This window comes from Dechloromonas sp. CZR5 (assembly GCF_008711155.1).
Taxonomy (GTDB): Bacteria; Pseudomonadota; Gammaproteobacteria; order Burkholderiales; family Rhodocyclaceae; genus Azonexus.
The window spans coordinates 394041-419992 of sequence record NZ_VUYQ01000001.1; the positions used below are offsets into that span (position 1 = coordinate 394041).

The following is a 25952-nucleotide window of genomic DNA, read 5'->3' on the forward strand; positions in this document are numbered from 1 at the left end:
GAATTTACGGTCATGGCACTCTATCTCTCGGAAGACGACGTCAAGCAACTGCTGACCATGGAACTGGCGATCGAAGGAGTGGAGTCTGCCCACCGCGATCTCTCCCTTGGCCTGGCCACCGATACGCCGCGTGTGCGCAGCCGATTGCCGCAAACGGCCCTGCATATCCTTCAGGGCGCCTTGCCTGCCCAGGGGGTGATTGGATACAAGGCCTATACCAGCAATCGCTCCGGCAACCGCTTTCATGTCCATCTTTTTGATGCCGGAAGCGGCGTGCCGCTGGCGGTCGTTTCGGCTGATTTTCTCGGCATGATGCGTACCGGGGCGGCGAGCGGAGTGGCTGCCCGCTGGCTGGCGCGCAAGGATGTCGTGGAGGCGGGCGTATTCGGTTCAGGCTGGCAGGCAGAAGGGCATGTTCGCGCGCTTTGTGCCGTCATGCCGTTGCAGTGCATCAAGGTATTCAGTCGCAAGGCCGACAGGCTCGCGGCATTTTGCCATCGCATGAGCGAACAGACGGGCGTTGCCGTCGTCCCGGTCGGGAGTCCCGAAGAGGCGGTGCGTGGCAGCGGTCTCATCGGAACGGCGACCACGACCTCGGCGCCGCTGTTCGATGCCGACTGGCTGGAGGCGGGAGCGCACATCAATGCTGCCGGCTCCAATGCATTGATCCGGCAGGAGCTTTCCGAAGCGGCGGTGCGCCGTTGCGACCTGATTGCCGTCGATTCCGTACCCACCGCGTTGGCGGAGGCTGGCGATCTTTTCCCGCTGCTTGAAAAGGGGCGTTTGCACGAACGGCAACTGCTGGAGTTGGGAGATGTCATCACCGGCCGTCGTGCCGGTCGGGAGACGAGGGAGCACATTACCTTGTTCGAATCGCAAGGCATGGCCATTCAGGATCTTGCGGTTGCCCTGCGGGTGGTAAAGCGCGCCGAGGAAAAAGGTCTTGGCATACGCTTGCCTTATTGATTCGTTTGACCGGTCGGACATGAGCGTTGAAAATGCAGGAAATGGCAGGTTTCACGCACTTCATGATGGTGCTGGCGTCAGGGATACGACAATGATCGGCAAGTTGACCGGGGTAGCATGCGGCGGAACGCGTTTCCGCAGGTGTTGGGCCATGGGCGCCAACCGGCCTTCTGCTTCGTCACCGACTGGTTTTTCCGGAAGATTGCCCAGGTGATTGCCGAGAATTGTCTCGAAATCGCGGTCAGCACCGATCCTGGGGTCATCCGCTCGCATAACGAGGATTCGGTTTTCGCAGATGCGCGTCTCGGCCTGGCCATTCTCGCCGACGGCATGGGCGGGTACAACGCGGGCGAGGTCGCCAGCGGAATGGCGACGACCCGGCTGGCGGCCGACCTCGAGCGGGTCATCAGTTCCACGGCGTTGCAGTCGGCTTGTCGGGAAGGCGATACGGCAACGATCGAGCGCCATCTGCTCAATGAAGTCAGTGCCGCGAACTTTGCCGTTTTCCATGCGGCTGCCGGTTCGTCGCGTTATGCCGGCATGGGAACCACGCTGGTGCTTGCATGGTTCCACAACAACCGGATGACTGTGGCGCACGTCGGGGACTCCCGCCTGTATCGCTTGCGCGACGAGGAGTTTGCGCTGCTGACGCGCGACCACTCTCTTTTACAGGAACAGCTGGATAGTGGCATGATTACCCCTGAGGAGGCCCGCTACTCCGGTAACAAGAATCTGGTGACGCGGGCGCTTGGGGTTGATCCCGTCGTCGATGTCGAGATCGCTAGTTTCGATGTCAGCCCGGGTGATATTGTTTTGTTGTGCTCCGACGGCCTGAATGACATGGTCGAAGATGAGGAAATCGCCTTGGCCTTGCGAACGCTCGGCGGGAACTTGCAGCTGGCCGCCGACCATCTCGTGCAGTTGGCAAACGATAACGGTGGCCGAGATAATGTTTCGGTTATCCTGATCAAGGTGCGGGACGACTTCGCGGCAGGCCGAAACTGGTGGCAGCGAGTGCGGGATATGTTGAAGTGAGATGAGGAAAGAGCAATGGCAAAACTGATCCTGTCGATGGATGGATTGGTACTCAAGGAAATTCCGCTCAACAAGGAGCGGCTGAGTATCGGGCGCAAGCCGCATAACGACATCCAGATCGACAACCTTGCCATTTCCGGCGATCACGCAGTGGTCGTGACCATCCTGGCGGACTCCTTTCTCGAAGACCTCAACAGCACCAATGGCACCCTGGTCAATGGCCAGCCGATCAAGAAACACTTTCTGCGCAACAACGACATCATCGAGTTGGGCAAATACAAGCTCAAGTACCTGGCTGACCTGCAGGCCAGTGTGGCGGCAAGCGATTTCGAGCGAAATGCGGCGATCCGTTCCGGGCAGCTGAAGATGCCCTCCGAGTTGCAACTGGAGCCAGGCGATACGATCACGCGCTCGAGCGTCGGTCTTTCCTCCGTACCCAAACCGCCATCTCCCCTGCCGGGTGCGGCCATCCAGCTGCTCAACGGCCCCAATGCCGGCAAAGAGCTGGAACTGACCAAGACCCTGACGACGCTTGGCAAGCCGGGCTTGCAGGTGGCCGTCATCGCCAAGCGGCCGCACGGCTTCTTCATCACCCATGTCGAGGGCCGCCAGTTTCCCGTGGTCAATGGCCGCAGCCTTGATGCCCAGGCCTATCCGTTGGGTGATCACGACGTGATCGAGATCGCCGGCATCAAGATGGAGTTTTTCCTGAAGGGATAGCTAGCTGGCGAGAGTCGGATAACCGATTTTCGTTTACCGACAGTGTGAGTTATTTCACATTGTCGGCTGGGCTGCTTGAGAGCCGAAGATTAGAATTCCGTTTTGACATGGGCGCTGCCGTGCTGGCGAGGCGCAAACGATCGATCGGAACATGGCAGGCAAAACTCAGGTATCCAGAGCATGAAGCTGCGCGTACTCGGCTGTAGCGGCGGTATCGGTGGCCGGCATTTGCGAACCACCTCCTTTCTGGTCGACCACGATATCCTGATCGATGCCGGTAGCGGTGTGACCGAGCTGTCTGTTGCCGAGCTTGCAGCAATCGACCATGTGTTTCTGACGCATGCGCATCTCGATCACATCCTGGCCTTGCCGCTGCTGATCGATGCGGTTGGCGGCCAGCGCGACAAGCCGGTGCTGGTTTACGGCGTACCGGACGTTATCGCTGCGCTACAACAGCACATTTTCAATTGGTCGATCTGGCCCGACTTTTCCCGCTTGCCGGACGAGGCGAATCCGTGCGTACGCTTTGTCCCGATTGAAATGGGCCAAGAGGTTTGCCTGGGTGAGCGGAAAATCACGCCCCTGCCGGTTGCCCATACGGTACCCGCAGTCGGGTATCGGCTCGATTCCGGACAGGGCAGCCTTGTATTTTCCGGTGACACCGGGCCATGCGAGGCGTTCTGGCTGGCGGTACGGGGTATTCCGAACCTCCGCTACCTGCTGGTCGAATGCGCCTTCTCCAATCAGGGCTGCGACTTGGCCGCCCTCTCCAAACATCTGTGCCCACGCCTGCTCGCCCAGGAATTGCGCCATCTCGAGGGCGGCTACGAACTGTTCATCACCCATTTGAAGCCCGGTGAAAGCGAGCGGACCATGCAGGAAATTGAAAGCAGCCTGGGTGGGGTCAATCCGGCGATGCTGCGGAACGATCAGGTATTCGCGTTCTGAAGTGATGCGCCTGGGCCAAGGAGCTGGTCGACTCAATTCGGCAGTGTGTTCATGGTTTTTTCGACGCCCCCGTTGGCTGCGCGGTGTCCGGGGCATGCCATTTTTACGCACTCTCTGCTCAGGAGGGGCTACGCCAGCACGGGGTGTCCGTAGTGCTGGTGCGCACCAATCCAGGGTGGCTTACGCTGCGGTGCTTGGATTCAATACCGCGCGGCAGAAAGCTTTTACCGCCGTGTGCTTCGCCACCCGTGTACCGAGGCGTTGATGCCGACACCGCAAATCTGCCGGACGTCGACTCAGTGCGCTTGTTGATTTTGTTGTATTTGGTAAGCTGGTCGATATTCATGCCGCATTCTGTCAGATTGACGTGCCGAAAATTGTCATGCGTTTGCCGGCAGGGATGTGTCTTTTTTTGTTTGTATAATTTGGCGTTTGTTAATTCATTGAATTTAAATTGTTTTATTTTGTCGTTGTGTGTGCGTCCATGGCTGGCATGGCCTGGCACGGAATCTGTATTAAGTAAGACAAGCGGCATTTCCCGCCTTTCACTTAAAGGAGATTCAAATGAAGCGCGCACAACAAGGTTTCACCCTGATCGAACTGATGATCGTTGTTGCCATCATTGGTATTCTGGCTGCCATTGCCCTGCCGCAGTATCAGCAATATACTCAACGCTCGGCAAACAACGCCTGTCTGGGCGAAGCCAAGGCATACATGAGTGCCGCAGTTGCTAACTTGGCGAATGATGTTGCCGCACCTGTCTGGGCCGGCACAGCTTGTTCGGCAATCAGCGCAACGCCTGTGACCGCTGATTACACAGGTAACCTGCCGATTAACTTTACGGTCAATGCGCGTGGTAACCGCAGCACGCGTTGCTTTGCCGGCAGCGGTCTCTGCGAACTCAACTGATCCCAACTGCGGCAGTTTGTAAGAAGCCGGAGCAGTTGCTCCGGCTTTTTTTATATATACGCTTGGTGTTGTTGAATACTATTGGGCAGACGCAAAATGATCATTGGCCGTGGCTACTGAGAGCATCCAAATGAAAACTAGGCAAACAGGCTTTACGTTGATCGAGTTGATGATAGTGGTTGCCATCATCGGTATCTTGGCTGCCATTGCACTGCCTCAGTACCAGACCTATACCCAAAATGCTGCCGATGCAGCGTGTACCGCCGAGGCGACGGCCATTTCTCGCTCCGCTGCGGCGGCGCTGTCGAACGATGATACCGCCTTGTTGGCCAATGTGGCGATATCGGCATGCGACACCGGAGCCCCCCCTCTGACACTCGCGGCTGCAAATAATGTCAATGCTCAGTTCCGCAATGCGGCGCGAGGCAGAAGAGTAATCGTCTGTGATTTCACCGCCGGAACTTGTCGCTGATGACGCGATGCAACGTCTTTTTCGGTATTGACGAGCGTAACTGAGCGTTTGTCGTTGGGAGGCATGCTCTTGTAGCGCGTGCCTCAGCCTGTCGCCCGGCGCGATGGGATTGGTTGATATTCAAACCGGGGCGGGTACATGCAGCGGCGACCATCGGTTTATGGTCGTGTCCAGCGCTGCCAGCAACATGTTTTGTCGTCCGGCAATCCAGCCAGTGAAAATGCCATGTCGGTAATTATCGAATGCCACGTCGGCCAGCGATAGGGCCGTTACATGGTCATTGATGAGCCCTAATTCATCCTGGAGTTGCGACAGCTCTGCCAGATAAGGCTTGAGCTTTCGCTGCGACAACAGCGGCGCAAAAAATTCCAGCGTATAGCGCAGTTTCTTGAAAGCAATCCGCATTTTGTGACGTTCGCCGGCGGTCAGTTCGGTGTGGTGGATAGCCAGTTTTCGCGCCTTGCGGGCGTGTAGTGAAATTTGCTGGCGGGCGAAGTCTTCGAGGGGAATGGGCAGGCTTTGGCTGACGGTGTAGACCGCGGCCGTAAATTCAAGCAGCAGGCGTGGATATTCCCGGGTGGCGAGCAGGCCGATGATCGATTTGCGGGCGCTTTGGGTTTTGCGCTGTGCGGCCTTGCGCAGGTGCTTGATGTCCTTGTCGTCGGGGAAGGCTGCGGCGATGGGGGGGAGTGTTTCTTCGAGAAATACGTCCCAGTTGCGCGCCTCGCCCAGTGCACTGCCCAAGGTCTGCCAGGTCTGGCCGTAGGTGGCGACGAACTCCGGGGGCAGAACCGGGGCGAAGAGCTTGATGGCTGAGCGCAGACGGCGCAGGGCGACGCGGGCTTGATGGACGAATTCCGAATCCTTGCTATGCAGTAGCCCTTGTTCATTGCGCTGGAAGTGTTCTAGGCAGTTCAGCGCGATACAGCGGAAGGCCTCGACGGGGGTCTGACCGGCGTGTACGGCCGGTGGCTTGGCCTTGAAGGGGCGTAGCGGGGTGTCGAGAAACAGGTTGTAGCCACGCTCCGCCTTGCTGGCGATGGCGGGTTGCAGGTGATGGTCGATCTGAAGTTGGCGGGTCAGCCAGAATATGTCCTCGACCTTGCCGGAGAGGAGTTCCAGTTCGATTTCGCAGATCGGCGTGCGTCGGCCGCGACTTTCGATGTGGCCACGGTCGATGACCAGTTCGATCAGTGATTCGCCGAACGGCACCTGCCAGCTCTGGCGCTTGAAATCGGTGGTGAAGACCGGCCCCAGCTTGTCGATACGGGCCTCGAGGAAGTTGCGGAATTCGGCATTGTCGACATGGCTGAAATCGAAGGTGCCGGGCGTTGCCTGGGTTTCCCACTCGCTGCGCATGGCCAGGCCGCCGCTGGCCGGCTCGGCTGATTTGACGGTGCTCAGCCATTGCCAGCCTTTTTTGCGGAAGCGGACAGCGATGCGGCGTTGGTGCAGTTCCAGTTCCGGCGTGTCGAAATAGGTGTTGAGCAATTGCTGCTTGTGCGACGCGATATTGGCGAGCAGCGGGTGTCGGGCGAGTTTGCCGGCCGCTTTCGGGCTCAGTTGCAACTTGAGTTCGATTTCGGTGCTCATCGTTCAATTCCTCGGGATGGCCGGACCGGTGGCGCCATCGAAGCCGAGTTCGGGCAGGGTGGCGAGTTCTGCGGCGGTCTGGACGCCTTCGGCAATGACCGTCAGACCGATGTTGTGGGCGATGCTGCACAGTCCTTTGAGGAACGCCTGGTTGCCGCTCTGGCTGTCGATGGCGCGAATGAAACTGCCGTCGACCTTGAGGTAATCGAGGCCCATGCCGTGCAGGCGGCCGATTTCACTGAATTGGCGGCCGAAATGCTCGATGCCGAGGCGGCAGCCCAGCGGGCGCAGTGCGTCGCAGAAGACCTGGAAGGCAGCGAAGTGCTGGAAGGCGCCGATTTCGGAGACTTCAAGCCACAGGCGGGGGGCCAGCTCCTTGCGGCTGCCGATCAGGGCCAGCAGGCGGGCGCGGAAGGTGGTGTCGATGATCGACTCGCCTGAGAGATTGACGGCCACTGCCGGCGCGCCGGCGGCAATGCGTTCGAGGGCGAGGCGGGCGGCGGCGAGGTCGAGTTCGGTGGTCATCGCCAGACGCGACGCCATGGGCATGAAACTGCCGGCGGTCAGCCATTCGCCGTCGTCGCTGGCCTTCAGGCGCAGCGGGCATTCGAGATGGAGCAAATGGCCGCCGCTGCCGGCGACCGGGAATTCGATCAGGCGCAGGCGCTGGGACTGGATGGCGCCATCGAGCAGTTTCTTCCAGTCGGCATTCGAGGTGGCTTGTTGGTCGCTTTGGCTATCCGCCTGCTGCCAGGCCAGCCCGCTCTGGCTTTCGGCAGCGGCCAGCGCAGCATCGACGCGGGAGAGCAGGTTGCCGGCCGATTGGTCGTGCAGGTAGCTGCCGCTGGCGATATGGCCGATGCGTTCGCTGTCGATCAGTCCGGCAGCCGCCAGATCATTGAGCAGGCGCAGCAGTTTTTCGGCAAATGGCGAGGCATCCTGTATGCCGGGAACAATCAGGGCGAAATCGGCTCCATTGAGTCGGGCCGCTGCGGCATTCGGGCTTTCTCCGGCGATGCCGGCGAGTGCCTGGCCGATGCGGCGCAGCAACTCGTCGGCCGTTTCGCGTCCGGCCCGTCGGTTGATGCCGGCCAGATCGGCCAGGCGCAACATGAGGAGCGTGCCGTGCGGGGCCGCGTCGTCGTCGCTCAGCGCCGAGGCGAGCTGGTTCATGAAATAGGCGCGGTTGGCGAGTCCGGTCAGCGGGTCGAGGTTGGCTTCGCGGCGTACCTGCTCAAGGCGGGCGGCCTCTTCGGCGAACATGGCTTTGAGCCGGTCGACCATGGTGTTCATGGCGCCGGCCACGCTCTTCAGTTCGGGAATTTCCGGCTCGGGCAAGCGGATGAAGCGGCGTTCGCTGATCGCTTGCGCCTGGCTGACGACGGCATCAAGCGGGCGCTTGATGCGGCGCAGCAACTGCATGCCGAGCAGGCCCATGATGGCGCCGGCCAGGGTGAACCAGCCGAGCAGCTTGAAGGCGCCCTTCCACAACTCCTGGTAGGCGAAGTGGTTGTGGCTGACCAGTTCGATGGTGGCGAACTGGTTCCAGCCGTTGCTGATCTGGGCCTGGCCCGGCACCGAGGCGATGGGGAAGATGCGGACGAACCAGTCGGGTACGCTGCCGGCGAGCGATGGGCTGGTCTTTTCGATCATCGTCTTGCCATTGGGGTCGGTCAGGCGGACGACGGCGTACTGGCCGCTGTCGAAGAGAGCGGCGACCTGCAATTCGATGGTCACCGGATCCTTGTCGAGCTGCGAGATCGACAGGGCAAGCGAGGCGGCGTTGTCGTTGTTCTTGATCGCCAGCTGCTGTTCCAGATAGTGGCGGGCGGTCAGCATGCTGGCCAGGAAGCTGCCGGCAAAGGCGATGACGGTGCTGGCGATGACGGCAAGCCAGATTTGTCTGAATAGGGACATCTTCGTTTTACCTCACTGGAAGCCTTCGGCGCGCGCCCGGGTCAGCAAGTCCTGCCAGCGGGACAGGTTGCTCTTGCTGGTCGTGTTGCCGGTGCCCATCCACAGGCCGGCGCCGTTGAAACTGAAAATCGGGAGAAGGTCACCGCGCTGCGAAGCGGGGACGAGGTTGGTGTTCAAGTTGTCGAGAATGATCGGGTCGGCCGTTGGCGTCGGGTAGTAGGCGAGCACCATGTGGGCGATCTGGATGGTCGTTCCCTGGCTGGTCTGCGCCGCCTTGACGTAGACCAGGCGCAACTTGTTGATCGGGATGCCCATTTCGAGCAAGGAGTAGTACTTGGCGATCGAGTAATCCTCGCAGTCGCCGCGGCCCTGGCCGATCAGCTCAAGAGGCGTGGCCCAGTAGTCGCTCTGGCCCCAGACCGACATGTCGTCGTCGAAGGCGATGCGGCGGTTGAAGAAATCGTTGACCCGCCTGAGCTTCTCCTTTTCGGAGAGCTTGTGTCCTTCACCGACGGTTTGCTGCCATTCGCGCAGCAGCGCGACCTGGCCTTGCCCAAACCGGCTGGTCAGGAGCTGCTGCAGATGGTCGAAGTCCCAGCCCAGCGCGGCCGGCAGGCCGCTCAGCCACAGGCTAAGGAGGGTGGCAGCGGCGACCAGCAGGCGGAGAACGGCGGTTCGGGCAGGCAATGGCAGGCGTCAGGTCGTTGCGGGAGTGGGCGGGAAACGAAAGCGCGACAGCGGGGAGATCGAACACCTGGCGGATTATTACCCATGGGGGCGATAAGGGGGAGGCCGGATCGCGTTTCCGGCGGTGAGGCTCCGGCCGCCGGGGGGGGCTTAATTGCCGGCTTCGACGTCGGCGATGAAGACATAACCCTGGGAGCGCAGGGTCTTGATGAAGCTGCTGCCATCGGGCTGGTTGCCGAGCACGCGCCGGATCTGGCTGACATGCACGTCGATGATCCGGTCGTAGGGCATGTATTCCCGTTTCAGAACGCGCGACAGGTGTTCGCGGGAAAGCGTTTGGAAAGGGTGTTCGAGAAACGCCAGCAGCAGGGCGTATCCGGATACCCCCAGCGCTGCCGCCGCTTCGCCGGGGCGGGTCAGTTCCCGCGAAGCGGTATCCAGCGTCCATTCGCCAAAGTGCAGGCGGCGCAGATCGCTGCGCGAAACCGGCGCCGTGCGCTGGGTCCGGCGCAGCAGGCTGCGCACGCGGGCAAGCAGTTCGCGCATGTTGCACGGCTTGGGAAGGAAATCGTCGGCGCCGATCTCGATCCCGATGATGCGCTCGATTTCGTCCGAGCGCGTCGAGTGGATGAGGACGGGAATGTCCGAGGTCTGGCGCAACTGGCGCAGCAGCTCGAGGCCGTCGCAATCCGGCAGGCTGAGATCGAGGATGATGACATCCGGTGCCTGATCCAGCAGCGGCCACATGGCGGCGCCGGTGGCCGCGTGGATACTCTCGATACCCGCTGTCGCCAGGGTCGCATTCAATACATGGCGGGTGCCGGGATCATCTTCAACGATAAGCGCAGTCTGGCGCATGATTGTTTTATTGCCATCCAGAAAGAAGGGATTGTAATCGAAGGTAAACAAAAGGATGGGGTTTGCGATTCGTTAACACGGATACGGAATACGGAGCGAGAATACGGGCCTGCCTCGTATTGAAAATGAATTTGGAATTTTTTTGGAGTCCATGGTGGTTCCCGATTCTCTTGATGGGTTTGACGTCTCCGCGGCGGTTGGCCGCATGCTGAATCAGCCGACGCTGTGGTGGCAGGCCGTCGGACTGTTCGTCGCGCATTTTGCCGACTGGGAGGCGGCTTGGCGAGACAGTATCGGCGACGACCCGCTTGAGCGGAAACAGGTTCATGCCCTGCGCAGCGCGGCAGCCAATGTCGGCGCACATGAAATCGCGGCCAGCGCCGGGGTGCTTGAAGCATGCTTGCTGGCGCGTCTGGCCGGCGGTACGGACGGCATTCCCGAGGCCATGCGCGCGCGCCTGCTGACAGATTTTCGCCATGCCTGGCAGGTGGCCGCAGATGCCCTGGAGAGAAGCCAGCCAGAGGGTATGCCACGATGAGCGGGCAGACTTCGGTTTCGCTGCGTACCAGGCTGGCGCGGATCAATTTCGTCGTTCTGACGCTGGCCGTCCTGCTGCTCACGGTTTTCGTCGCCTTTACCTCGGCCTGGATGAGTATCAAGGGGCGGGTGGACGAGGTTTATCAGCGCATTGAACTCTTGCGCGAAGGCACGCCCCCGGTCTTGCGCATTGCCGACGAATCGGCCGCCGCCGGTCTGTTGGCGGCATGGCGGACCATGCCCTATCTGGAACAGGTCGGCGTGTTTCGCGGGGACGGCTCGCTGCTTGCCCGCGATGGCCGTGATGACGAGTATCCGCCGGATTTTCTGAGCGATCCTGTCGCCGGTCATCACTATTCCTGGCGGCGTATCGATTTCCTGACCCCGGTCGAGGTGGGCGACCATCCCAAGGGCTGGTTGCGGGTGTCCGTCGATCTGAGGCAACTGTACCGGCAATTGCTCGGCTATCTCGGGTTGATACTGATCGAGATGCTCGCTGCACTGGCGATTGCCCAGCATCTGCAGTCCCGGCTGGTTGGCCGGCTCGTCGAGCCGTTGCAGGAACTGACCGGGCATATGGCCGATGTCTCGGTGGGCCGGCTCGATGCGCGTGCAGCCGATAGTCCGGTGACCGAAATCGGACAGCTGGTGAACGGATTCAACCAGATGCTCGAGCAGATTCGCGAACGGGATCATTGGCTGTCGGCGCATCTGGGCAACCTGGAGCAGATCGTCGAGCAGCGCACACGCGAACTGCGTCTGGCCAAGGAGGCTGCCGAGGCGGGTAGTCTGGCGAAAAGCGAGTTCCTGGCGACGATGAGCCACGAGATCCGGACGCCGATGAATGGCGTGCTGGGGATGACCGAATTGCTGCTCAATACGGAATTGACCGCCAGCCAGCGTCAGTTCGTGGAGGCCGTGGCGCACTCGGGTCAGCATCTGCTGGGGATCATCAACGACATTCTCGACTTTTCCAAGATTGAAGCCGGCAAGCTGGAACTCGATTGCGCCGATTTCGACCTGCAGGCCATGCTGGCGGAGTTGCAGGAAATCTTTGCGCAATCAGCCGGGCGCAAGGGGCTGGAATTGCTGTCCGATCTGCCGCCCGGGGGCAGTCTGGTGGTGCGCGGCGATGCGCTGCGTCTGCGTCAGGTGGTGACCAACCTGCTGGGCAACGCCATCAAGTTCACCGAGCGCGGCGAAGTCCTACTGCGTCTCCAGGCAAGCGAGAGCGAGGCTGACCAGCTGGCGCTGGTGCTGACGGTCAAGGACACCGGACCCGGCATACCGCTCAACGCCCAGAAACGGATATTCGAGCACTTCCAGCAAGCCGACGGCTCCACCACTCGCAAGTACGGCGGTACCGGGCTGGGGCTGGCGATCTGCCGGCGGCTGGTGGAGATGATGGGCGGGACGATCGAAGTCGATAGCGTTCCCGACCACGGGGCGTCATTCGTCGTCCGGCTCACCCTGCCCGGAGGCACCTTGCCGATCCCGACCGAACGACCTGTGCGGCACCGCGAGGCGCAGGTGGCGGATGGCACGAATGCGGAGGCTTCCGTGAAGCTACGGGGACGCGTACTGATCGCCGAGGATAACGAGAGCAATCTGATCGTGGCACGCGCCCAGTTGCTGCGCCTCGGGCTCGAGGTGGTTGTCGCGGACGACGGGCAGCGGGCGCTCGATATCCTGGCCCAGGAGAGGGTGGATGCGGTGCTCATGGATTGCCAGATGCCGGTGCTCGATGGTTATGCGGCGACCGAAATCCTGCGCCAGCGCGAAGCCGGTACCGGAAAACGCCTTCCGGTCATTGCCCTGACGGCCAACGCCATGCGCGGCGATCGCGAGCGCTGCCAGGCGGCGGGGATGGACGACTATCTGGCCAAGCCTTATAGCGGTGAGGCGCTGCAAGCCATCCTGGCGCGCTGGCTGCCTGTCGAACGGCGGCGCGCGGCCAAGGGCGAGCAGATACCGCCATTCGGCGCGGGGCGCAAGGAGCAGCGCTTGTCGGAGGAGCCGGCAATCGATCGGGCGGCCTTCGAGAAAATCCGGGCGCTGTCGCCCAATGGCGGAGACGAACTGGTGATCCAGGTCGTGCAGGCCTACCTCAAGGCGGCCGAACGTGAGCTTGCCAAGCTGGAGCAGGGCCTCGCCGATGTCGACGCCACGCTGCTGGCCAAGGCCGCGCATGCGCTGAAATCGAGCAGCTTCAATGTTGGGGCGGCGCGTTTGGCGACGTGCTGCAAGGCGCTCGAAGAGGCCGCGCGGGAGGGACGCTGGAACGAAATCCCGGTCGCTGCCGAGGCGGCCCGTGCCGCATGGCGGCGTGCCGAGGTCGCACTGGGCGCCTTGTTGACGGAGCTGGGCAAATGAGTCGTCCGCCCTGGCGCATCCTCGTTGCCGACGACGACCCGACAGCCGTGCTGCTGTTTCGGGCCGCGCTTGCCGGGGGCGATTTTCTGATCGAGGTGGCGGGCGATGGTGACGATGCACTGGCGATGTTTCGCCAGAGCGCCTTCGATGCCGCCTTGCTCGACGTCGAGATGCCGGGGCTGGATGGCACCGAGGTCTGTGCGGCCATCCGGCAGAGCCACGGTCCGGCGTTTCCGGTTTTCCTGATTACCGGGCGGGGAGGCGATGCTTTCTTGCATCGCGTTCGTTCCCTGGCGGCCCGCCATGTGGAGAAACCCGTCGATTGGGCCGCACTGCCCGGAATGTTGCGCGAGGCGCTCGGCGAACCACCCGGCTGAGCCGCCGTTCTCGTCTTGCTCGCATCCGACCCGGGCCCTGCCGTGCTCCTGCTCCGGGCTTATGGCAGAATCGGGGGAAAATGGCCGCAAGGCTGCGTACTGTCGGTACGGACAAGGGGGGAACATGAATTTTCAGACCGCGACACGGAGCCTGCTCTGCGGGCTGTTGATGGGGGTGCTGGGCGCGATTTCGGGGGCGAAAGCTCAGGAAGTGCGTGCCTTGAGCAAGGGGCAGGTGCTGTATCTCCCCGTCTATTCACACATGCTGTATGGCAACCTGGGGAAAAGCGGCAAGGCCTCGACGGTGCTCCTGTCGACCCTGGTCAGCATCCGCAATACCGATCCGCGGCGGCCGCTGCGGATTCTGTCGGCGAAGTATTTCGATACCCAGGGCAAGTTGCTGGGGGAACGCGTGCCGAACGGGGCCGTTATCCCGCCGCTCGGCACGCTGGAGTTGTTCGTCGAACTGAATGATGCCTCGGGCGGCTCCGGGGCGAATTTCATCATCAAATGGGACGCTGACCAGCCGGTCAATCCGCCGCTGATCGAGGCCTTGCATGCCAACATGGACGGCGGCAAGGCCGTCATCTTCATGACGCAGTCGGTGCCTATCGCGGAATGAGCAAAAGCGGTGGTGTGACCACGATAGGCACCATGCAGGCTGGCTACATCCTGCGGCTGCTCTATCTCGCCATCGGTGCGCTGGTGTTCGTGCACCTGTTCGGCACGATCGGCTACATGGTGCTGACCGAGCACAAATACTCGTGGTTCGACTGCTTCTACATGACCTTCATCACCGTCGCCACCATCGGCTTCGGCGAGATCATCGACATGTCGAGCAACCAGCCGGCGCGCATGCTGACCGTGGTGATCGGCATCCTCGGTGCCGGCAATCTGTCTCTGCTCTTTTCGGTCGTTACCGTCGCCCTGCTCGAAACCGACCTCAATGGAACCCTGCGGAGAAAACGCATGGAAAAAGCAATCAAAAAACTCAAAGGCCACTTCATCCTGTGCGGCTACGGCCGCGTCGGGCGCAACATCGCGCACGAACTGGAGGCGACCAACCGGCACTTCGTGGGTATCGACGAGGATTTGCAGCGGCTGGAAGACTACAAGGAAAGAAATCCCGGGTTCCTCTACCTGCATGGCGATGCCAGCGACGACGATGTCCTGCTGGCCGCCGACCTGGCGGATGCCCGCGGGCTGTTTGCCGTCACCGGCGACGATTCGCGCAATCTGATGATCGTCATCACCGCCAAGCAGTTGAAGCCGGAATTGCGTGTCGTTGCCCGCTGCACCGAGCAACGCAACATCGAAAAGATGCGCAAGGCCGGGGCCGACGCCATCGTTTCGCCCGACTTTACCGGCGGCATGCGTATCGCGTCGGCGATGATCCGTCCGCATGTGGTGTCCTTTCTCGACGAAATGCTGAAGTCGGAGAAGAATCTGCGTGTCGAGGAGGTGGCGGTGCCGGCCGGGTTCATTCCCAAACCCCTGGGTTCGCTGAAGCTGCGCAGCGCCAATTACGTGTTGCTCGCCGTGCGGGAGCGCAACGGCGGGTGGCAATTCAATCCGGACAAGAATTTCCTGCTCAAACCCGGATTCACCTTGATCGCGATGGCCAGCCCGGTCGGGCGCATCGAGATCGAACAGCTCTTGATCGAAACGGCCTCGTAACCGTATTTTATCCATCGCTGCATTTGCAGCATCTATCTGTGAGGGAAGAAGCATGACCAAAGCGCTGTTGTTCATCCTGGCCGGAATCGCCGCTAGCGGTGCCGCGCAGGCCTCCGAGGAACTGGCCAAGGCCAAGAATTGCCTGACGTGCCACGCGGCCGACAAGAAGATCGTCGGACCGTCCTACAAGGACATCGTCGCCAAGCGCGCCGGCGAAAAGGGCGCCGAGGCGTCGCTGGCCCAGAAGATCAAGGCCGGGAGCAAGAACGAGTGGGGCACTGTTCCCATGCCGCCCAATAATGTGAGCGATGCAGAGGCCGCCACGCTGGCTAAATGGGTCCTGGGTCACAAGTAAGCACTGCCCGGCGGCCGGGTGCCCGCCAATGACCGCACCCATAAAAACAATATTCCCTGAGAGAGAAGATGCTGAACCTGACCCCCGCGCAAATGCGCCGCCGCTGGCTGGCTCTGGGCATTGTAGCCCTGGCCTATGTGCTGTCCTTCTTCCAGCGTTTCGCGCCGGCAGGCATCGCCAATGACCTGGCGGCCGCTTTCCAGACTTCGGCGGCCTCGCTCGGCGTACTGGCAGCCACCTATTTTTATGTTTATACCGTCATGCAGGTGCCGACCGGCATGCTGGCCGATACCCTGGGGCCGCGGCGCATCCTGGTGCTGGGCGGGGTGGTTGGCGGGGTCGGCAGTTTCCTGTTCGGGTTTGCGCCGTCGCTCGACGTCGCCCTGTTCGGTCGCACCCTGATCGGCCTCGGGGTGTCGGTGACCTTCATCGCCATGCTCAAGCTGATCGCCGTCTGGTTCGAGGAGAACCGGTTTGCCACCATGGTCGGTATCTGCATGCTGATCGGCAACCTGGGTTCCGTGCTGGCGGGGGCACCGCTCTCGGCCGTGGCGCAGGCGACGGGCTGGCGCGGCGTGTTCATCGGTGTCGGGGCGCTTTCCCTGGTGCTGGCCGCGCTGTGCTGGCTGATCGTCCGCGACCGGCCGGAGCAGCCGGATGGTGTGCCGGGTGTGGCTCCCCGGTTCGACCGTACCGTCTTGTTCAATAGCCTGTTTTCGGTCGTGCGCAATCGCGCGACGTGGCCGGCCATCCTGGTCAATACCGGAACCTGCGGCGCCTTCTTCACCTTTGCCGGTTTGTGGACCGTTCCTTACCTGATGCAGGTGCACGACATGGCGCGTCCGGTGGCGGCCTCGCACCTGTCGCTGTGGTTCGGCGGCTTTGCCGTCGGTTGCCTGTTGCTGGGCACGCTGTCGGATCGTCTGGGGCGGAGAAAGCCGGTCATCATTGTCGCCAGCCATGTTTATGCGGCGGTCTGGTTGTGGCTGCTGTCCGGGATTCGTCTGCCGATCGAGTTCTCCTACGCCATGTTTGGCTTGCTGGGTGTGGCGACGGCCGGCTTCTCCCTGACCTGGGCTTGTGCCAAGGAGGTCAATCCGCCCATGCTGTCGGGGATGTCGACCAGCGTGACGAACATGGGCAGCTTTCTGGCCGCCGCCTTGTGTCAGCCCCTGGTCGGTTGGGTGATGGACCTCGGCTGGCAGGGTGAGATGATGGCGGGTGTCCGTGTCTACGATCTCGCGGCATGGCGCGGCGGATTGGGGGTGGCCGTTGTCCTGGCCCTGGCCGGTGCGTTGTGCAGCTGGTGGATTGTCGAGACGCGCTGCCGCAATATCTGGAAGCCGGCTTGATTCGATCGGGCTGAAAACCCAAGACAAATCAACGCCCTTGGGGCGTATCGGCTTGCATTGCCATCATGAATTAGAGTATTCTTATATTCATGAACGCATATGCTTTTCATCCTTTCGTGTGGGGCTTGTCCCTGTTCACCATGGTTGCGCTGGCGGCCGAGCCGGTGTCGGTCGTCACCGTGCGACCGCATGCCGTCGATCTGAGCTTCCCGGCCGATGCGGTCGTCGAGGCCGTCCAGCAGAGCACGCTCGGTGCCCGGCTGGCCGGCCGCATCCTGGAAGTCAGGGCCGATGCCGGCCAGGTGGTGAACAAAGGGGACGTGCTGATGCGCCTGGATGCGCGCGAGGCGCTCGAAGCGGCACGGGCCGCCGATGCCGTTCATGCCAATGCCAAAGTGCACTACGAACGCCAGCAGCAGCTCAAGGCGCAGAAATTCGTGAGCCAGGCGGCCGTCGACAAGGCGAAGGCCGATCTCGATGCCGCCGCGGCCAATCGCACGGCCGCTGCCGCCGGCCAGAGCCATGCCACCATCGTGGCGCCGATGGCCGGCGTGATTGCCCGTCGCCATGCCGAGGTGGGTGATATGGCGATGCCCGGAGCGCCGTTGTTCACGCTCTATCAGCCGGGCAGCTTGCGCGTGACGGCCAATATTCCGCAGTATCGCCTGAAGGATATGCGCGCCGTCAGGACGGCACGGGTCGAATTTCCGGAGTTGGGCAAATGGGTGACGGCGACCTCGGTCCAGATACTGCCGACCGCCGATGCGGCAACCCATGTCTCACCGGTGCGGATCGGCTTGCCGGCGATGCCGGAGGCGATTCCCGGGATGTTCGCCCGCGTGCATTTCGTGACCGGGCAGGCCGACAAGCTGACCGTTCCATCGGCCGCCGTGCTGCGTCGCGGCGAGGTGTCCGCCGTGTACGTGCAGGCCGCCGATGGTCGCTTCTCCTTGCGCCAGCTTCGCCTGGGCGAAACGGTGGGGCATGCCGAAATCGAGGTTCTGGCCGGCTTGACCAGCGGCGACAAGGTGGCGACTGATCCGGTCCGGGTCGGCATCCAGCTCAAGTCGGGCCAATAAGCCGTGTCCGCCGACAAGAGTCCGCTGGGGATTTCCGGGCGCATCGCCGCCATATTCCAGGCGTCGCGGATGACCCCCTTGCTGGCGCTGGTCGCCTTTCTGATGGGTCTTTTTGCCACGCTGGTCACGCCGCGCGAGGAGGAGCCGCAGATCGACGTCACCATGGCCGATGTGCTGATCCCGTTTCCCGGTGCTTCGGCCAAGGATGTCGAGAATCTGGTCGCCCGGCCCGGCGAGCAGGTCCTGTCGCGTCTGCATGGGGTCGAGCATGTCTATTCCATGTCCCGCCCGGGCATGGCGGTGATTACGGTGCAGTTCGATGTCGGGGTGAAATACAACGATGCAGTGCTGCGCCTGTACGACACGGTGCATTCCCATCGCGACTGGCTGGCGCCTCATCTGGGCGTGCAGGAACCGGTCATCAAGCCGCGCGGCATCGACGACGTACCCATCCTTTCCCTGACCTTCTGGACCGCCGATGCCGGGCGCTCGGCCTTCGAGCTGCAACAGGTGGGGAGGGCGGTCGAGACCGAACTCAAACGCATCAAGGGAACGCGGGACGTATCCACGCTGGGTGGTCCGGAGCATACGATCCGGGTGTTGATGGACGCCGAGCGGATGAGCGCCTACGGGGTGACGCCGCAGGATCTGGCGGGGGCGCTCAAGGTATCGAATGCCTTGCAGTCGTCGGGCAGCCTGACGACGGGCAATCGCGAGGTGCTGGTGCAGACCGGTACCTATCTGGAATCAGCCGGCGACGTGAAGCAACTGGTCGTGGCGGTGCGCGGCGACGAAAAATCGCGCAAGCCGGTATTCATGAGCGATGTGGCGACGGTGGAGGACGGCCCCGACCAGCCGCGACGCTATGCCTGGTTCGGCAATCGCGAGGGCGAATTCCCGGCGGTCACCGTGCAACTCTCCAAGCAGCCGGGGGTCAATGCGGCCGATGTGGCCGGGGCGGCGGTGGCGAGGATCGCCTCCTTGCGCAATACCGTGATTCCGGAAGGCGTCGAGGTCACGGTTACCCGCAATTACGGCGAGACGGCGACCGAAAAGGCGCAGAAGCTGATCGGCAAGCTGATTTTTGCGACGGCTTTCGTGGTGGCACTCGTCTTCTTCGCGCTGGGGCGACGCGAGGCGTTGATTGTCGGCATTGCCGTGACCCTGACGCTCGCGGCAACGCTGTTCGCATCGTGGGCCTGGGGTTTTACGCTCAACCGGGTGTCGTTGTTTGCACTGATTTTTTCGATCGGGATTCTGGTCGACGACGCGATTGTGGTTGTTGAGAACATTCACCGCTGGCAGGCCCTGTATCCCGACAGGAAACTCACGGAAATCATTCCGGGCGCCGTTGACGAAGTGGGCGGTCCGACCATCCTGGCGACCCTGACGGTCATCGCCGCCCTGCTGCCGATGGCCTTCGTGACCGGGTTGATGGGGCCTTACATGAGCCCGATTCCGATCAATTCCTCAATGGGCATGGCCATTTCGCTGGCGGTGGCATTTGTCGTCACCCCCTGGCTGGCGGCCCGGTTCATGAAGGCCGCGGGCCATGCGCCGGGCGGCCAGCAGGCTTCCCGGCTCGACGCCAGGCTGGATTCGACCTTCCGCAAGCTGCTGACGCCTTTCCTCGATCCGCTCACTGGCGGCGCAGCGCGGCTCAAGCTGGCGCTTGCCGTGGTTTTGCTGATTCTCGGTTCGGTATCGCTCGCCTGGTTCCAGCTGGTCGTTCTGAAAATGCTGCCCTTCGACAACAAGAGCGAGTTCCAGGTCGTGCTCGACATGCCGGTCGGTACGCCGGTCGAGGAAACGGCACGCGTCCTGCACGAAATCGGCGGTGAACTCGCCAGGGAGCCCGATGTCGTGAATTACCAGGCATATGCCGGCACGGCCAGTCCGATCAATTTCAATGGCCTGGTACGCCAGTATTACCTGCGTGCCGCGCCGGAAAAGGGCGACATCCAGGTCAATCTGGCCGACAAGCACCATCGCTCGAAGCAGAGCCACGAGATCGCGGTGGCGGTTCGCGAGCGCATCGAGGCTATCGGCAAGGCCAACGGCGGTGTTGCCAAGGTCGTCGAGGTGCCGCCGGGACCGCCGGTCATGTCGCCCATCGTCGCCGAAGTCTACGGCCCCGATTACGCCGGCCAGATGGCGGTCGGCAAGCAGGTGCGGGCGGCTTTCGAGCAGACGGCCGATGTCGTCGCTGTCGACGACTATATCGAGGCAGATGCCCGCAAGGTGGTGCTGCATGTGCTGCAGAGCAAGGCGGCGCAACTCGGCGTGGCGCAGAGCGATATCGTCGAGGTGGTTGGCATGGGGCTGGCTGGCATGGACGTGACGCCTGCCCGCAATGCAGATTCCAAGCACGAGGTTCCGGTACGCATTGTCCTGCCGGCGGAGCGGCAGTCGTCGCTCGACGCCTTGCTGAAGCTTCGCGTGCGCTCGCGCGACGGGCAGCTGATCGCGGTTTCCGAGTTGGTCGAGGTGCGCGATGTGCCGCGCGAAAAGACGATTTACCACAAGAATCTCCTGCCGGTGGTCTATGTCGTCGGCGACATGGGCGGCCGGCTCGACTCCCCGCTCTACGGCATGTTCGACATTCGTTCGAAGATCAACGGCATGACTCTCGACGAAGGGGGGACCCTGGGCGAATGGTTCATCCGCCAGCCGCCGGACCCGTACGCCGGGTATAGCGTGAAGTGGGATGGCGAATGGAAGGTGACCTATGAAACCTTCCGCGACATGGGGATCGCTTATGGCGTCGGCCTGATCCTGATTTACCTGCTGGTCGTCGCGCACTTCGGTTCGTATTCGGTCCCGCTGATCATCATGGCGCCTATTCCGTTGACCATCATCGGTGTGATGCCGGGGCATGCATTGTTCGGCTCGCAATTCACCGCCACGTCGATGATCGGCATGATCGCGCTGGCCGGGATCATCGTCCGCAATTCGATCCTGCTGGTCGATTTCATCAAGCAGCAGGTGGCTGGCGGCATGAACCTCCGCGATGCCGTGATCCAGTCGGCCGCCGTGCGCGCCAAACCGATCGCGCTCACGGCGCTGGCCGCCATGCTCGGCGCCTTGTTCATTCTCGACGATCCGATTTTCAACGGCTTGGCGCTGGCGCTCATCTTCGGGATTCTGGTGTCCACGCTGCTCACCCTCGTGGTGATTCCCGTGCTCTATTTTTCAGTCTTCGGAAAGGACCATTCATGACTATCGAACGCATTATCCGGATCATGGCCGGCGGGTTCATCCTGTTGTCGTTGGCGCTGGGTGTCGAAGAAAGCCCGCTGTTCGTCTCGCGGTGGTTCCTCGCGTTCACTGCCTTCGTCGGCTTCAACTTGCTGCAAAGCGGCTTCACGGGGTTCTGCCCGCCGGAAAAACTACTGAGCCGGATGGGCTTCCGGAAGGGCAATGGCGGCGCTTGTTGCGAATAAGCAACGCCGTGGAAAGTGTTTCAGGTCAAGGATTAACAGTTTTTCCTAAGCACTTGTTGTATATGTGTAATGTCTTTTTTGCACTGCGCAATTGATTTAGGCTGAAAGTCATATTTTTCTCGGCTACACTGCCAGCCATGTTCATGTTCCGGTAGCCGAATTTTGCGTGTCAGCCCGACCTTTTCCGGTCGAAAATATGGTCTCGTTGCCTGCGTGGCGCTTCTTCTGGTGTGGAGCCTGATCGGCCACCACCTGTGGATGCTCGCTTACTCCGCCAAGTCAGGAGGGGTGCTGTCGGCGCTCGGGAACCTTCGTGCCGATCTGCCCAGAGTGGGTTTCATTCTGGTGCTGGGGGGATTGCTGACGCTGCTGGTCTGGCAGGCATGGCAGCACATGCAGCGCGCCGGGTTCGAGGCCTCGGCCCGGCTGGCCTTGCAACGGCTGATCGTCGATCACGCTTCGGAAGCCATGATGCTGACCGACAGTGCGCAACGCATTCTCTCGGTGAATGCCGCGTTTACAGCCATCACCGGCTACCCCGCCGAAGAGGTCATCGGCCTGACGCCTACCCGTCTCAGCGCCGGGCATCAGGGCTTGAACGGACATCGCAACGTCTGGGACTTCGTCGCCGAAAATGCCTACTGGGAGGGCGAGCTGTGGGATCGGCGCAAGGACGGCACCCTCTATCCCAAGCAGATGCGTATCACGGCCATTTGCCAGGATGGCGTGCATATCTCGCACTATGTCGCAGTTTTCTGCGATGTCAGCGAGAGCAAGGCACAGGCCCAGCGCCTCGAATATCTGGCCCGCCACGACCCGCTGACCAACCTGCCCAATCGTCTGGCGCTGGATGCCCATCTGCTCAAGACAATCGAGGGGGCGGTGCCGGGCATCGACCGCATGGCCCTGCTGGTCATCGATCTCGACAATTTCAAGACGGTCAACGATTCGCTCGGCCATCCTTCCGGAGACCGCTTGCTGGCCGAACTGGCGCGCCGGCTCGCTGCGAGCATGGATCAGGCCAGACGCCTGTTTCGCCTGGGTGGCGACGAGTTCGTCATCTTCATCGAGCAACTGGATAACGAAGAAACGGTCGTCGAACTGGCTGACCGCTTGATCAAGCTGATCAGCGAGCCCTGCGACATCGATGGGCATGTCCTGCACATGACGCCCTCGATCGGTATCAGTCTTTACCCCGAGGATGGACGGAATGGGCAGGCGCTGATCCGCAACGCGGATACGGCCATGTATTACGCCAAGGCCCATGGACGAGCCAATTACAAGTTCTTCACCGAACCGATGAACGCGGCGGCGACCAAGCGCCTGCATCTGGAAAGCGAGTTGTGGCGTGCGCTGGCCGAGAATCAGCTGGTCCTGTACTACCAGCCGCAGGTTGACCTGCTGAGCGGCAAGGTGGTCGGTGTCGAGGCGCTGGTCCGTTGGCGCCATCCGCAGCGCGGCCTGATCGGGCCTTCGGAATTCATTCCGGTTGCCGAAGAGTGCGGTCTGATCCTGCCCCTGGGGCACTGGGTCCTGCTCACCGCCTGCCGCCAGGTCCGTTCCTGGCTGGATCAGGGGGTGGACATGGGCGAGATGGCGGTCAATATCTCGGCGCACCAGTTCCGCCAGCCCGAATTCACGCGCTCGGTGCGAGCCATCCTGGCCGAAACGGGGATCAGTGCCGGGCGGCTGGAGCTGGAAATAACCGAAAGCACCGTCATGCACGGCGTCGACGAGGCGATCCGGACGCTGGCCGAGCTCAAGGACATGGGCATCAAGCTGGCTATCGACGATTTCGGCACGGGTTACTCGTCGCTGGCCTATCTGCGCCGTTTCCCGCTCGATCGCCTGAAAATCGACCGTTCCTTCCTGGCCGATGTCGAGAGCGATCCCGATGCCGCGTCGTTGGTGACCTCGATCGTGTTGCTCGGCCGTTCGCTCGGCTTGCAGCTCGTTGCCGAGGGCGTCGAGAACTTTGCCCAGGCCGAATTCCTGCGCACGCTGGAATGCGAGCGGGTGCAGGGTTTCCATTTTTACCAGCCGGTGTCGGCTGAAGAAGTCGTCGGTTTCGGCGGGTTTGGCCTGTTCAGGGCGCTTCCTGCCTGAGCGGCCTTGACCGTGCCCGGCGGTCGCCTAAAATTCGTGGCTTCTCGACTGGGAGTTTTCTATGAAGATCGGATTCATCGGCCTCGGTATCATGGGGCGCCCCATGGCGCTCAACCTCATCAAGGGGGGGCATGAGGTAAGCGTCTGGGCGCGCCGCGCCGAGTCCATGCAACCGCTGGTCGCCGCCGGCGCGCGGGCGGCGCTCGACCCGGCCGATGCGGCGAAGGGCAACGAACTGGTCATTTCCATGGTGGCCGATGCGCCGGATGTCGCCGAAGTCATGCGCGGAGTAGCCCGGGGCGCCGAGCCGGGGCTGGTGGCGGTGGATATGAGCACCATCGCGCCCGGGGCGGCTCGCCGGATCGGCGAAGAGTTGGCGACTGCCGGGATCGATTTCGTCGATGCCCCGGTGTCGGGCGGCGAAGTCGGCGCCGTCGCCGGCACCCTGTCGATCATGGCCGGCGGCTCGGAAGCCGGCTTTGCCAAGGCCGGCCCGGCCTTCGCCTGCATGGGCAAGAACATCATTCACGTGGGCGCATCAGGGGCCGGTCAGGTCGCCAAGGCGGCCAACCAGATCATGACTGGCATGGGCGTGCTGGCCGTAGCCGAAGCGCTGGCCTTTGCCGCCAAGAACGGTGTCGATGGCGGCAAGGTGCGCGAAGCGCTGCTCGGCGGTTTTGCCTATTCGCGCATTCTCGAAAACCATGGCCAGCGCATGCTCGACCGTAATTTCAAACCCGGGTTCAAGAGCTGGATGCACGAGAAGGATCTCAATATCGTGATGCAGACAGCGCATGAACTCGGTCTCTGTCTGCCCGGTTCGGCGGCGACGGCGCAGATGTTCAACGCCATGGTCGGCAGCGGCCACGGCGAGGAGGACTCCATCGCCGTGCTCAAGCTGCTGGAAAAGCTGTCGGGTCAATCGTCGTGAAAATTGGTTTCATCGGCCTTGGCGTCATGGGGCGTCCGATGGCCTTGCATCTGCAGCGGGCAGGACATGAGCTTTTCGTCTGGGCGCGTCGTCCGGCCAGCGTGGGGGATCTGCCGGCGACCGTATGCGCCACGCCCGCCGAGCTGGGCAGGCATTGCGAGGTGGTGTTCACGATGGTCACCTCGAGCGCCGATGTCGAAGGCGTCGTGCTTGGCGAGCAGGGTCTGATTGCCGGCATGGCGCGGGATTCGGTGGTGGTCGACTGTTCGACCATTGCCCCGGATGTCGCCCGGCGCATCGCGGCCAAGCTCGGGGAACAAGGCATTCACATGCTCGATGCGCCGGTTTCCGGCGGTGCGCAGGGGGCCATCGATGCCACTCTTGCCATCATGGCCGGGGGCGAAGCGGCTGTCCTCGAGCGGGTCCGGCCGCTGCTCGAGTGCCTGGGGCAGCGTATTGTCCATATCGGGCCGAACGGTGCCGGGCAGGTCGCCAAGGCCTGCAACCAGATGATCATGGTGGCCGCCATCCAGGCGGCAGCCGAGGCCATGCGGCTGGCGGCTGCATCCGGCGTCGATTGCGGCAAGGTGCGCGAGGCGCTGGCCGGCGGCTCGGCCGCATCGCGCGTCCTCGACGTGATGGGCGACCGCATGGTGCGGCGCGACTTCGCGGCCGGCATCGAGGCCCGCCTGCATCACAAGGATTTCGGACTGGTGCTCGAAGCCGCCAGGCAGAGCGGTGTGCCGCTGCCGCTGGCGGCCGTCGTCGGCCAGCAACTCAATGCCTTGATGGCCCAGGACTGGGGGCGCGACGATACCGCGTCGTTGCTGCGCGTGCTGGAGTTGCTGTGAGCCAGATCGCGCAGCTCTCCGAAGCCGAGATCGAGGCGCGTTTCCATATCGTCGGCCAACGTCCGGTAGCGTTCACGCTGGATGGCTTTGCCCGCGAAAAGACCGGATTTTCAGTCCAGTTCGATCATGGCGGGGAAATGTTCCTGACCACCTTGCTGGCCGTCCTGCCCGAGAAGCGGATGCTGATCTTCGACTGCAGCGGCAGTCCGGAGATCAACCGGCGCTTTCTGCAGAGCGAGCGCAGCATCTTCGTTGCACAGCCGGGCGGGATTCATGTCCAGTTTGTCGGCGGCCAGGCGCGTGAGGTCCTTTACGGAGGAAGCCGGGTGTTTGCCATCGCCTTGCCGGATCGTATGGTTCGTTTGCAGCGCCGCGAGTTTTTTCGTATCGATACGCCACGCGTCAAGCCGTTGCAGTTTTACGGCCGCCTGCCGGGCGGCGGTTTGCTGGTCCTGGCGGCGCACGATATCTCGGTGGCGGGAATCGGGCTCGGCGCCGCCGTGTTGAGCGATGATCTGGTCAGCGGCCTCGTGCTTTCCACCTGCCATTTCTCCCTGCCGGAAGACAAGCATGATCTGCTGTTCAGCGCGACCGTGCGGCACATCACCGAACAGGACGCCCGGGGCGGCTTCAGGCAATGGCGTATCGGCCTGCAGTTCAACGATCTGCCACGTCCGGCGGAGGCCAGGGTGCAGCGCTACATCACCCATCTCGAGCGGGAGCGGCACGAGCTTTCCTGAGCCGCCGCGCAGCGGCGCCCGCTCAG

At 62.2% G+C, this 25952-nt stretch carries 23 protein-coding genes and 2 pseudogenes; 20 read left to right on the top strand and 5 right to left on the bottom strand.

Annotation, left to right across the window (positions count from 1 at the left end):
* Window positions 1-12 precede the first annotated feature (12 nt).
* The 4 genes from F1002_RS01975 to F1002_RS01990 all read left to right on the top strand — a co-directional run bounded on the left by F1002_RS01975 (window position 13) and on the right by F1002_RS01990 (window position 3669).
* A complete protein-coding gene (locus F1002_RS01975) occupies window positions 13-966 on the top strand; it encodes an ornithine cyclodeaminase family protein (RefSeq protein WP_150427351.1) in 954 nt (317 codons plus the stop codon).
* Between the two features lie 210 nt (window positions 967-1176).
* Window positions 1177-2001: a Stp1/IreP family PP2C-type Ser/Thr phosphatase gene (locus F1002_RS01980; RefSeq protein WP_223879423.1), complete on the top strand. Its 825-nt coding sequence runs from the start codon at window positions 1177-1179 to the stop codon at window positions 1999-2001.
* Between the two features lie 15 nt (window positions 2002-2016).
* On the top strand, window positions 2017-2721 hold the full coding sequence (locus F1002_RS01985; protein ID WP_150427352.1) for an FHA domain-containing protein: 705 nt from the start codon (window positions 2017-2019) through the stop codon (window positions 2719-2721).
* 180 nt (window positions 2722-2901) lie between these two features.
* Complete coding sequence (locus F1002_RS01990) at window positions 2902-3669, top strand: 3',5'-cyclic-nucleotide phosphodiesterase (RefSeq protein ID WP_150427353.1); 768 nt, start codon at window positions 2902-2904, stop codon at window positions 3667-3669.
* A gap of 118 nt (window positions 3670-3787) precedes the next feature.
* Here the strand turns inward: F1002_RS01990 and F1002_RS01995 are convergent, their stop codons facing one another.
* A complete protein-coding gene (locus F1002_RS01995) occupies window positions 3788-4204 on the bottom strand; it encodes a hypothetical protein (protein ID WP_150427354.1) in 417 nt (138 codons plus the stop codon).
* Between the two features lie 29 nt (window positions 4205-4233).
* Here F1002_RS01995 and F1002_RS21465 point away from each other — a divergent pair.
* Window positions 4234-4344 (top strand): annotated as a pseudogene (locus tag F1002_RS21465) (prepilin-type N-terminal cleavage/methylation domain-containing protein); the annotation flags it as partial.
* A 364-nt stretch (window positions 4345-4708) separates the two neighbouring features.
* Window positions 4709-4811: pseudogene (locus tag F1002_RS21130) on the top strand (prepilin-type N-terminal cleavage/methylation domain-containing protein); the annotation flags it as partial.
* 359 nt (window positions 4812-5170) lie between these two features.
* Here the strand turns inward: F1002_RS21130 and F1002_RS02010 are convergent.
* The 4 genes from F1002_RS02010 to F1002_RS02025 form a co-directional block, all read right to left on the bottom strand.
* The gene (locus F1002_RS02010) at window positions 5171-6643 is read right to left on the bottom strand and encodes a CYTH and CHAD domain-containing protein (RefSeq protein ID WP_150427357.1); all 1473 of its coding nucleotides are present in this window, start codon (window positions 6641-6643) and stop codon (window positions 5171-5173) included.
* Between the two features lie 3 nt (window positions 6644-6646).
* The gene (locus F1002_RS02015) at window positions 6647-8560 is read right to left on the bottom strand and encodes an EAL domain-containing protein (protein ID WP_150427358.1); all 1914 of its coding nucleotides are present in this window, start codon (window positions 8558-8560) and stop codon (window positions 6647-6649) included.
* Between the two features lie 12 nt (window positions 8561-8572).
* The gene (locus tag F1002_RS02020) at window positions 8573-9247 is read right to left on the bottom strand and encodes a transglutaminase-like cysteine peptidase (RefSeq protein WP_150427359.1); all 675 of its coding nucleotides are present in this window, start codon (window positions 9245-9247) and stop codon (window positions 8573-8575) included.
* A 150-nt stretch (window positions 9248-9397) separates the two neighbouring features.
* Window positions 9398-10105, bottom strand: coding sequence for a response regulator transcription factor (locus F1002_RS02025; protein ID WP_150427360.1), 708 nt, complete (start codon window positions 10103-10105; stop codon window positions 9398-9400).
* A gap of 205 nt (window positions 10106-10310) precedes the next feature.
* On the opposite strand from F1002_RS02025, the gene F1002_RS20910 reads away from it, so the two are divergent.
* The 14 genes from F1002_RS20910 (at window position 10311) to F1002_RS02090 (ending at window position 25926) form a co-directional block, all read left to right on the top strand.
* Window positions 10311-10643, top strand: a complete 333-nt coding sequence (locus F1002_RS20910; protein WP_191090276.1) for a hypothetical protein — start codon at window positions 10311-10313, stop codon at window positions 10641-10643.
* Complete coding sequence (locus F1002_RS02030; protein WP_191090277.1) at window positions 10640-13015, top strand: ATP-binding protein; 2376 nt, start codon at window positions 10640-10642, stop codon at window positions 13013-13015. The genes F1002_RS20910 and F1002_RS02030 overlap by 4 nt, the downstream gene beginning before the upstream one ends.
* The gene (locus F1002_RS02035; protein ID WP_191090278.1) at window positions 13012-13392 is read left to right on the top strand and encodes a response regulator; all 381 of its coding nucleotides are present in this window, start codon (window positions 13012-13014) and stop codon (window positions 13390-13392) included. The genes F1002_RS02030 and F1002_RS02035 overlap by 4 nt, the downstream gene beginning before the upstream one ends.
* A gap of 124 nt (window positions 13393-13516) precedes the next feature.
* The gene (locus tag F1002_RS02040) at window positions 13517-14014 is read left to right on the top strand and encodes a DUF3124 domain-containing protein (RefSeq protein ID WP_150427363.1); all 498 of its coding nucleotides are present in this window, start codon (window positions 13517-13519) and stop codon (window positions 14012-14014) included.
* The gene (locus F1002_RS02045; protein WP_150427364.1) at window positions 14011-15069 is read left to right on the top strand and encodes a TrkA family potassium uptake protein; all 1059 of its coding nucleotides are present in this window, start codon (window positions 14011-14013) and stop codon (window positions 15067-15069) included. The genes F1002_RS02040 and F1002_RS02045 overlap by 4 nt, the downstream gene beginning before the upstream one ends.
* A gap of 52 nt (window positions 15070-15121) precedes the next feature.
* Window positions 15122-15424 (top strand): c-type cytochrome, encoded by a 303-nt coding sequence (locus F1002_RS02050; protein ID WP_150427365.1) that lies wholly within the window; start codon window positions 15122-15124, stop codon window positions 15422-15424.
* A gap of 68 nt (window positions 15425-15492) precedes the next feature.
* Window positions 15493-16776: an MFS transporter gene (locus F1002_RS02055; RefSeq protein ID WP_150427366.1), complete on the top strand. Its 1284-nt coding sequence runs from the start codon at window positions 15493-15495 to the stop codon at window positions 16774-16776.
* 89 nt (window positions 16777-16865) lie between these two features.
* Window positions 16866-17855, top strand: coding sequence for an efflux RND transporter periplasmic adaptor subunit (locus tag F1002_RS02060; protein ID WP_223879424.1), 990 nt, complete (start codon window positions 16866-16868; stop codon window positions 17853-17855).
* 69 nt (window positions 17856-17924) lie between these two features.
* On the top strand, window positions 17925-21074 hold the full coding sequence (locus F1002_RS02065) for an efflux RND transporter permease subunit (RefSeq protein ID WP_150427922.1): 3150 nt from the start codon (window positions 17925-17927) through the stop codon (window positions 21072-21074).
* Entirely contained in the window at window positions 21071-21298 is a 228-nt protein-coding gene (locus F1002_RS02070) for a DUF2892 domain-containing protein (RefSeq protein ID WP_150427368.1), read from the top strand. Before F1002_RS02065 ends, F1002_RS02070 begins: the two co-directional genes overlap by 4 nt.
* A 213-nt stretch (window positions 21299-21511) precedes the next feature.
* Complete coding sequence (locus tag F1002_RS02075) at window positions 21512-23404, top strand: bifunctional diguanylate cyclase/phosphodiesterase (RefSeq protein WP_150427369.1); 1893 nt, start codon at window positions 21512-21514, stop codon at window positions 23402-23404.
* Between the two features lie 61 nt (window positions 23405-23465).
* Window positions 23466-24335 (top strand): NAD(P)-dependent oxidoreductase, encoded by an 870-nt coding sequence (locus F1002_RS02080; protein ID WP_150427370.1) that lies wholly within the window; start codon window positions 23466-23468, stop codon window positions 24333-24335.
* On the top strand, window positions 24332-25186 hold the full coding sequence (locus F1002_RS02085; protein ID WP_150427371.1) for an NAD(P)-dependent oxidoreductase: 855 nt from the start codon (window positions 24332-24334) through the stop codon (window positions 25184-25186). Before F1002_RS02080 ends, F1002_RS02085 begins: the two co-directional genes overlap by 4 nt.
* Window positions 25183-25926 (top strand): flagellar brake protein, encoded by a 744-nt coding sequence (locus F1002_RS02090; protein ID WP_150427372.1) that lies wholly within the window; start codon window positions 25183-25185, stop codon window positions 25924-25926. Before F1002_RS02085 ends, F1002_RS02090 begins: the two co-directional genes overlap by 4 nt.
* Window positions 25927-25952: the final 26 nt, after the last annotated feature.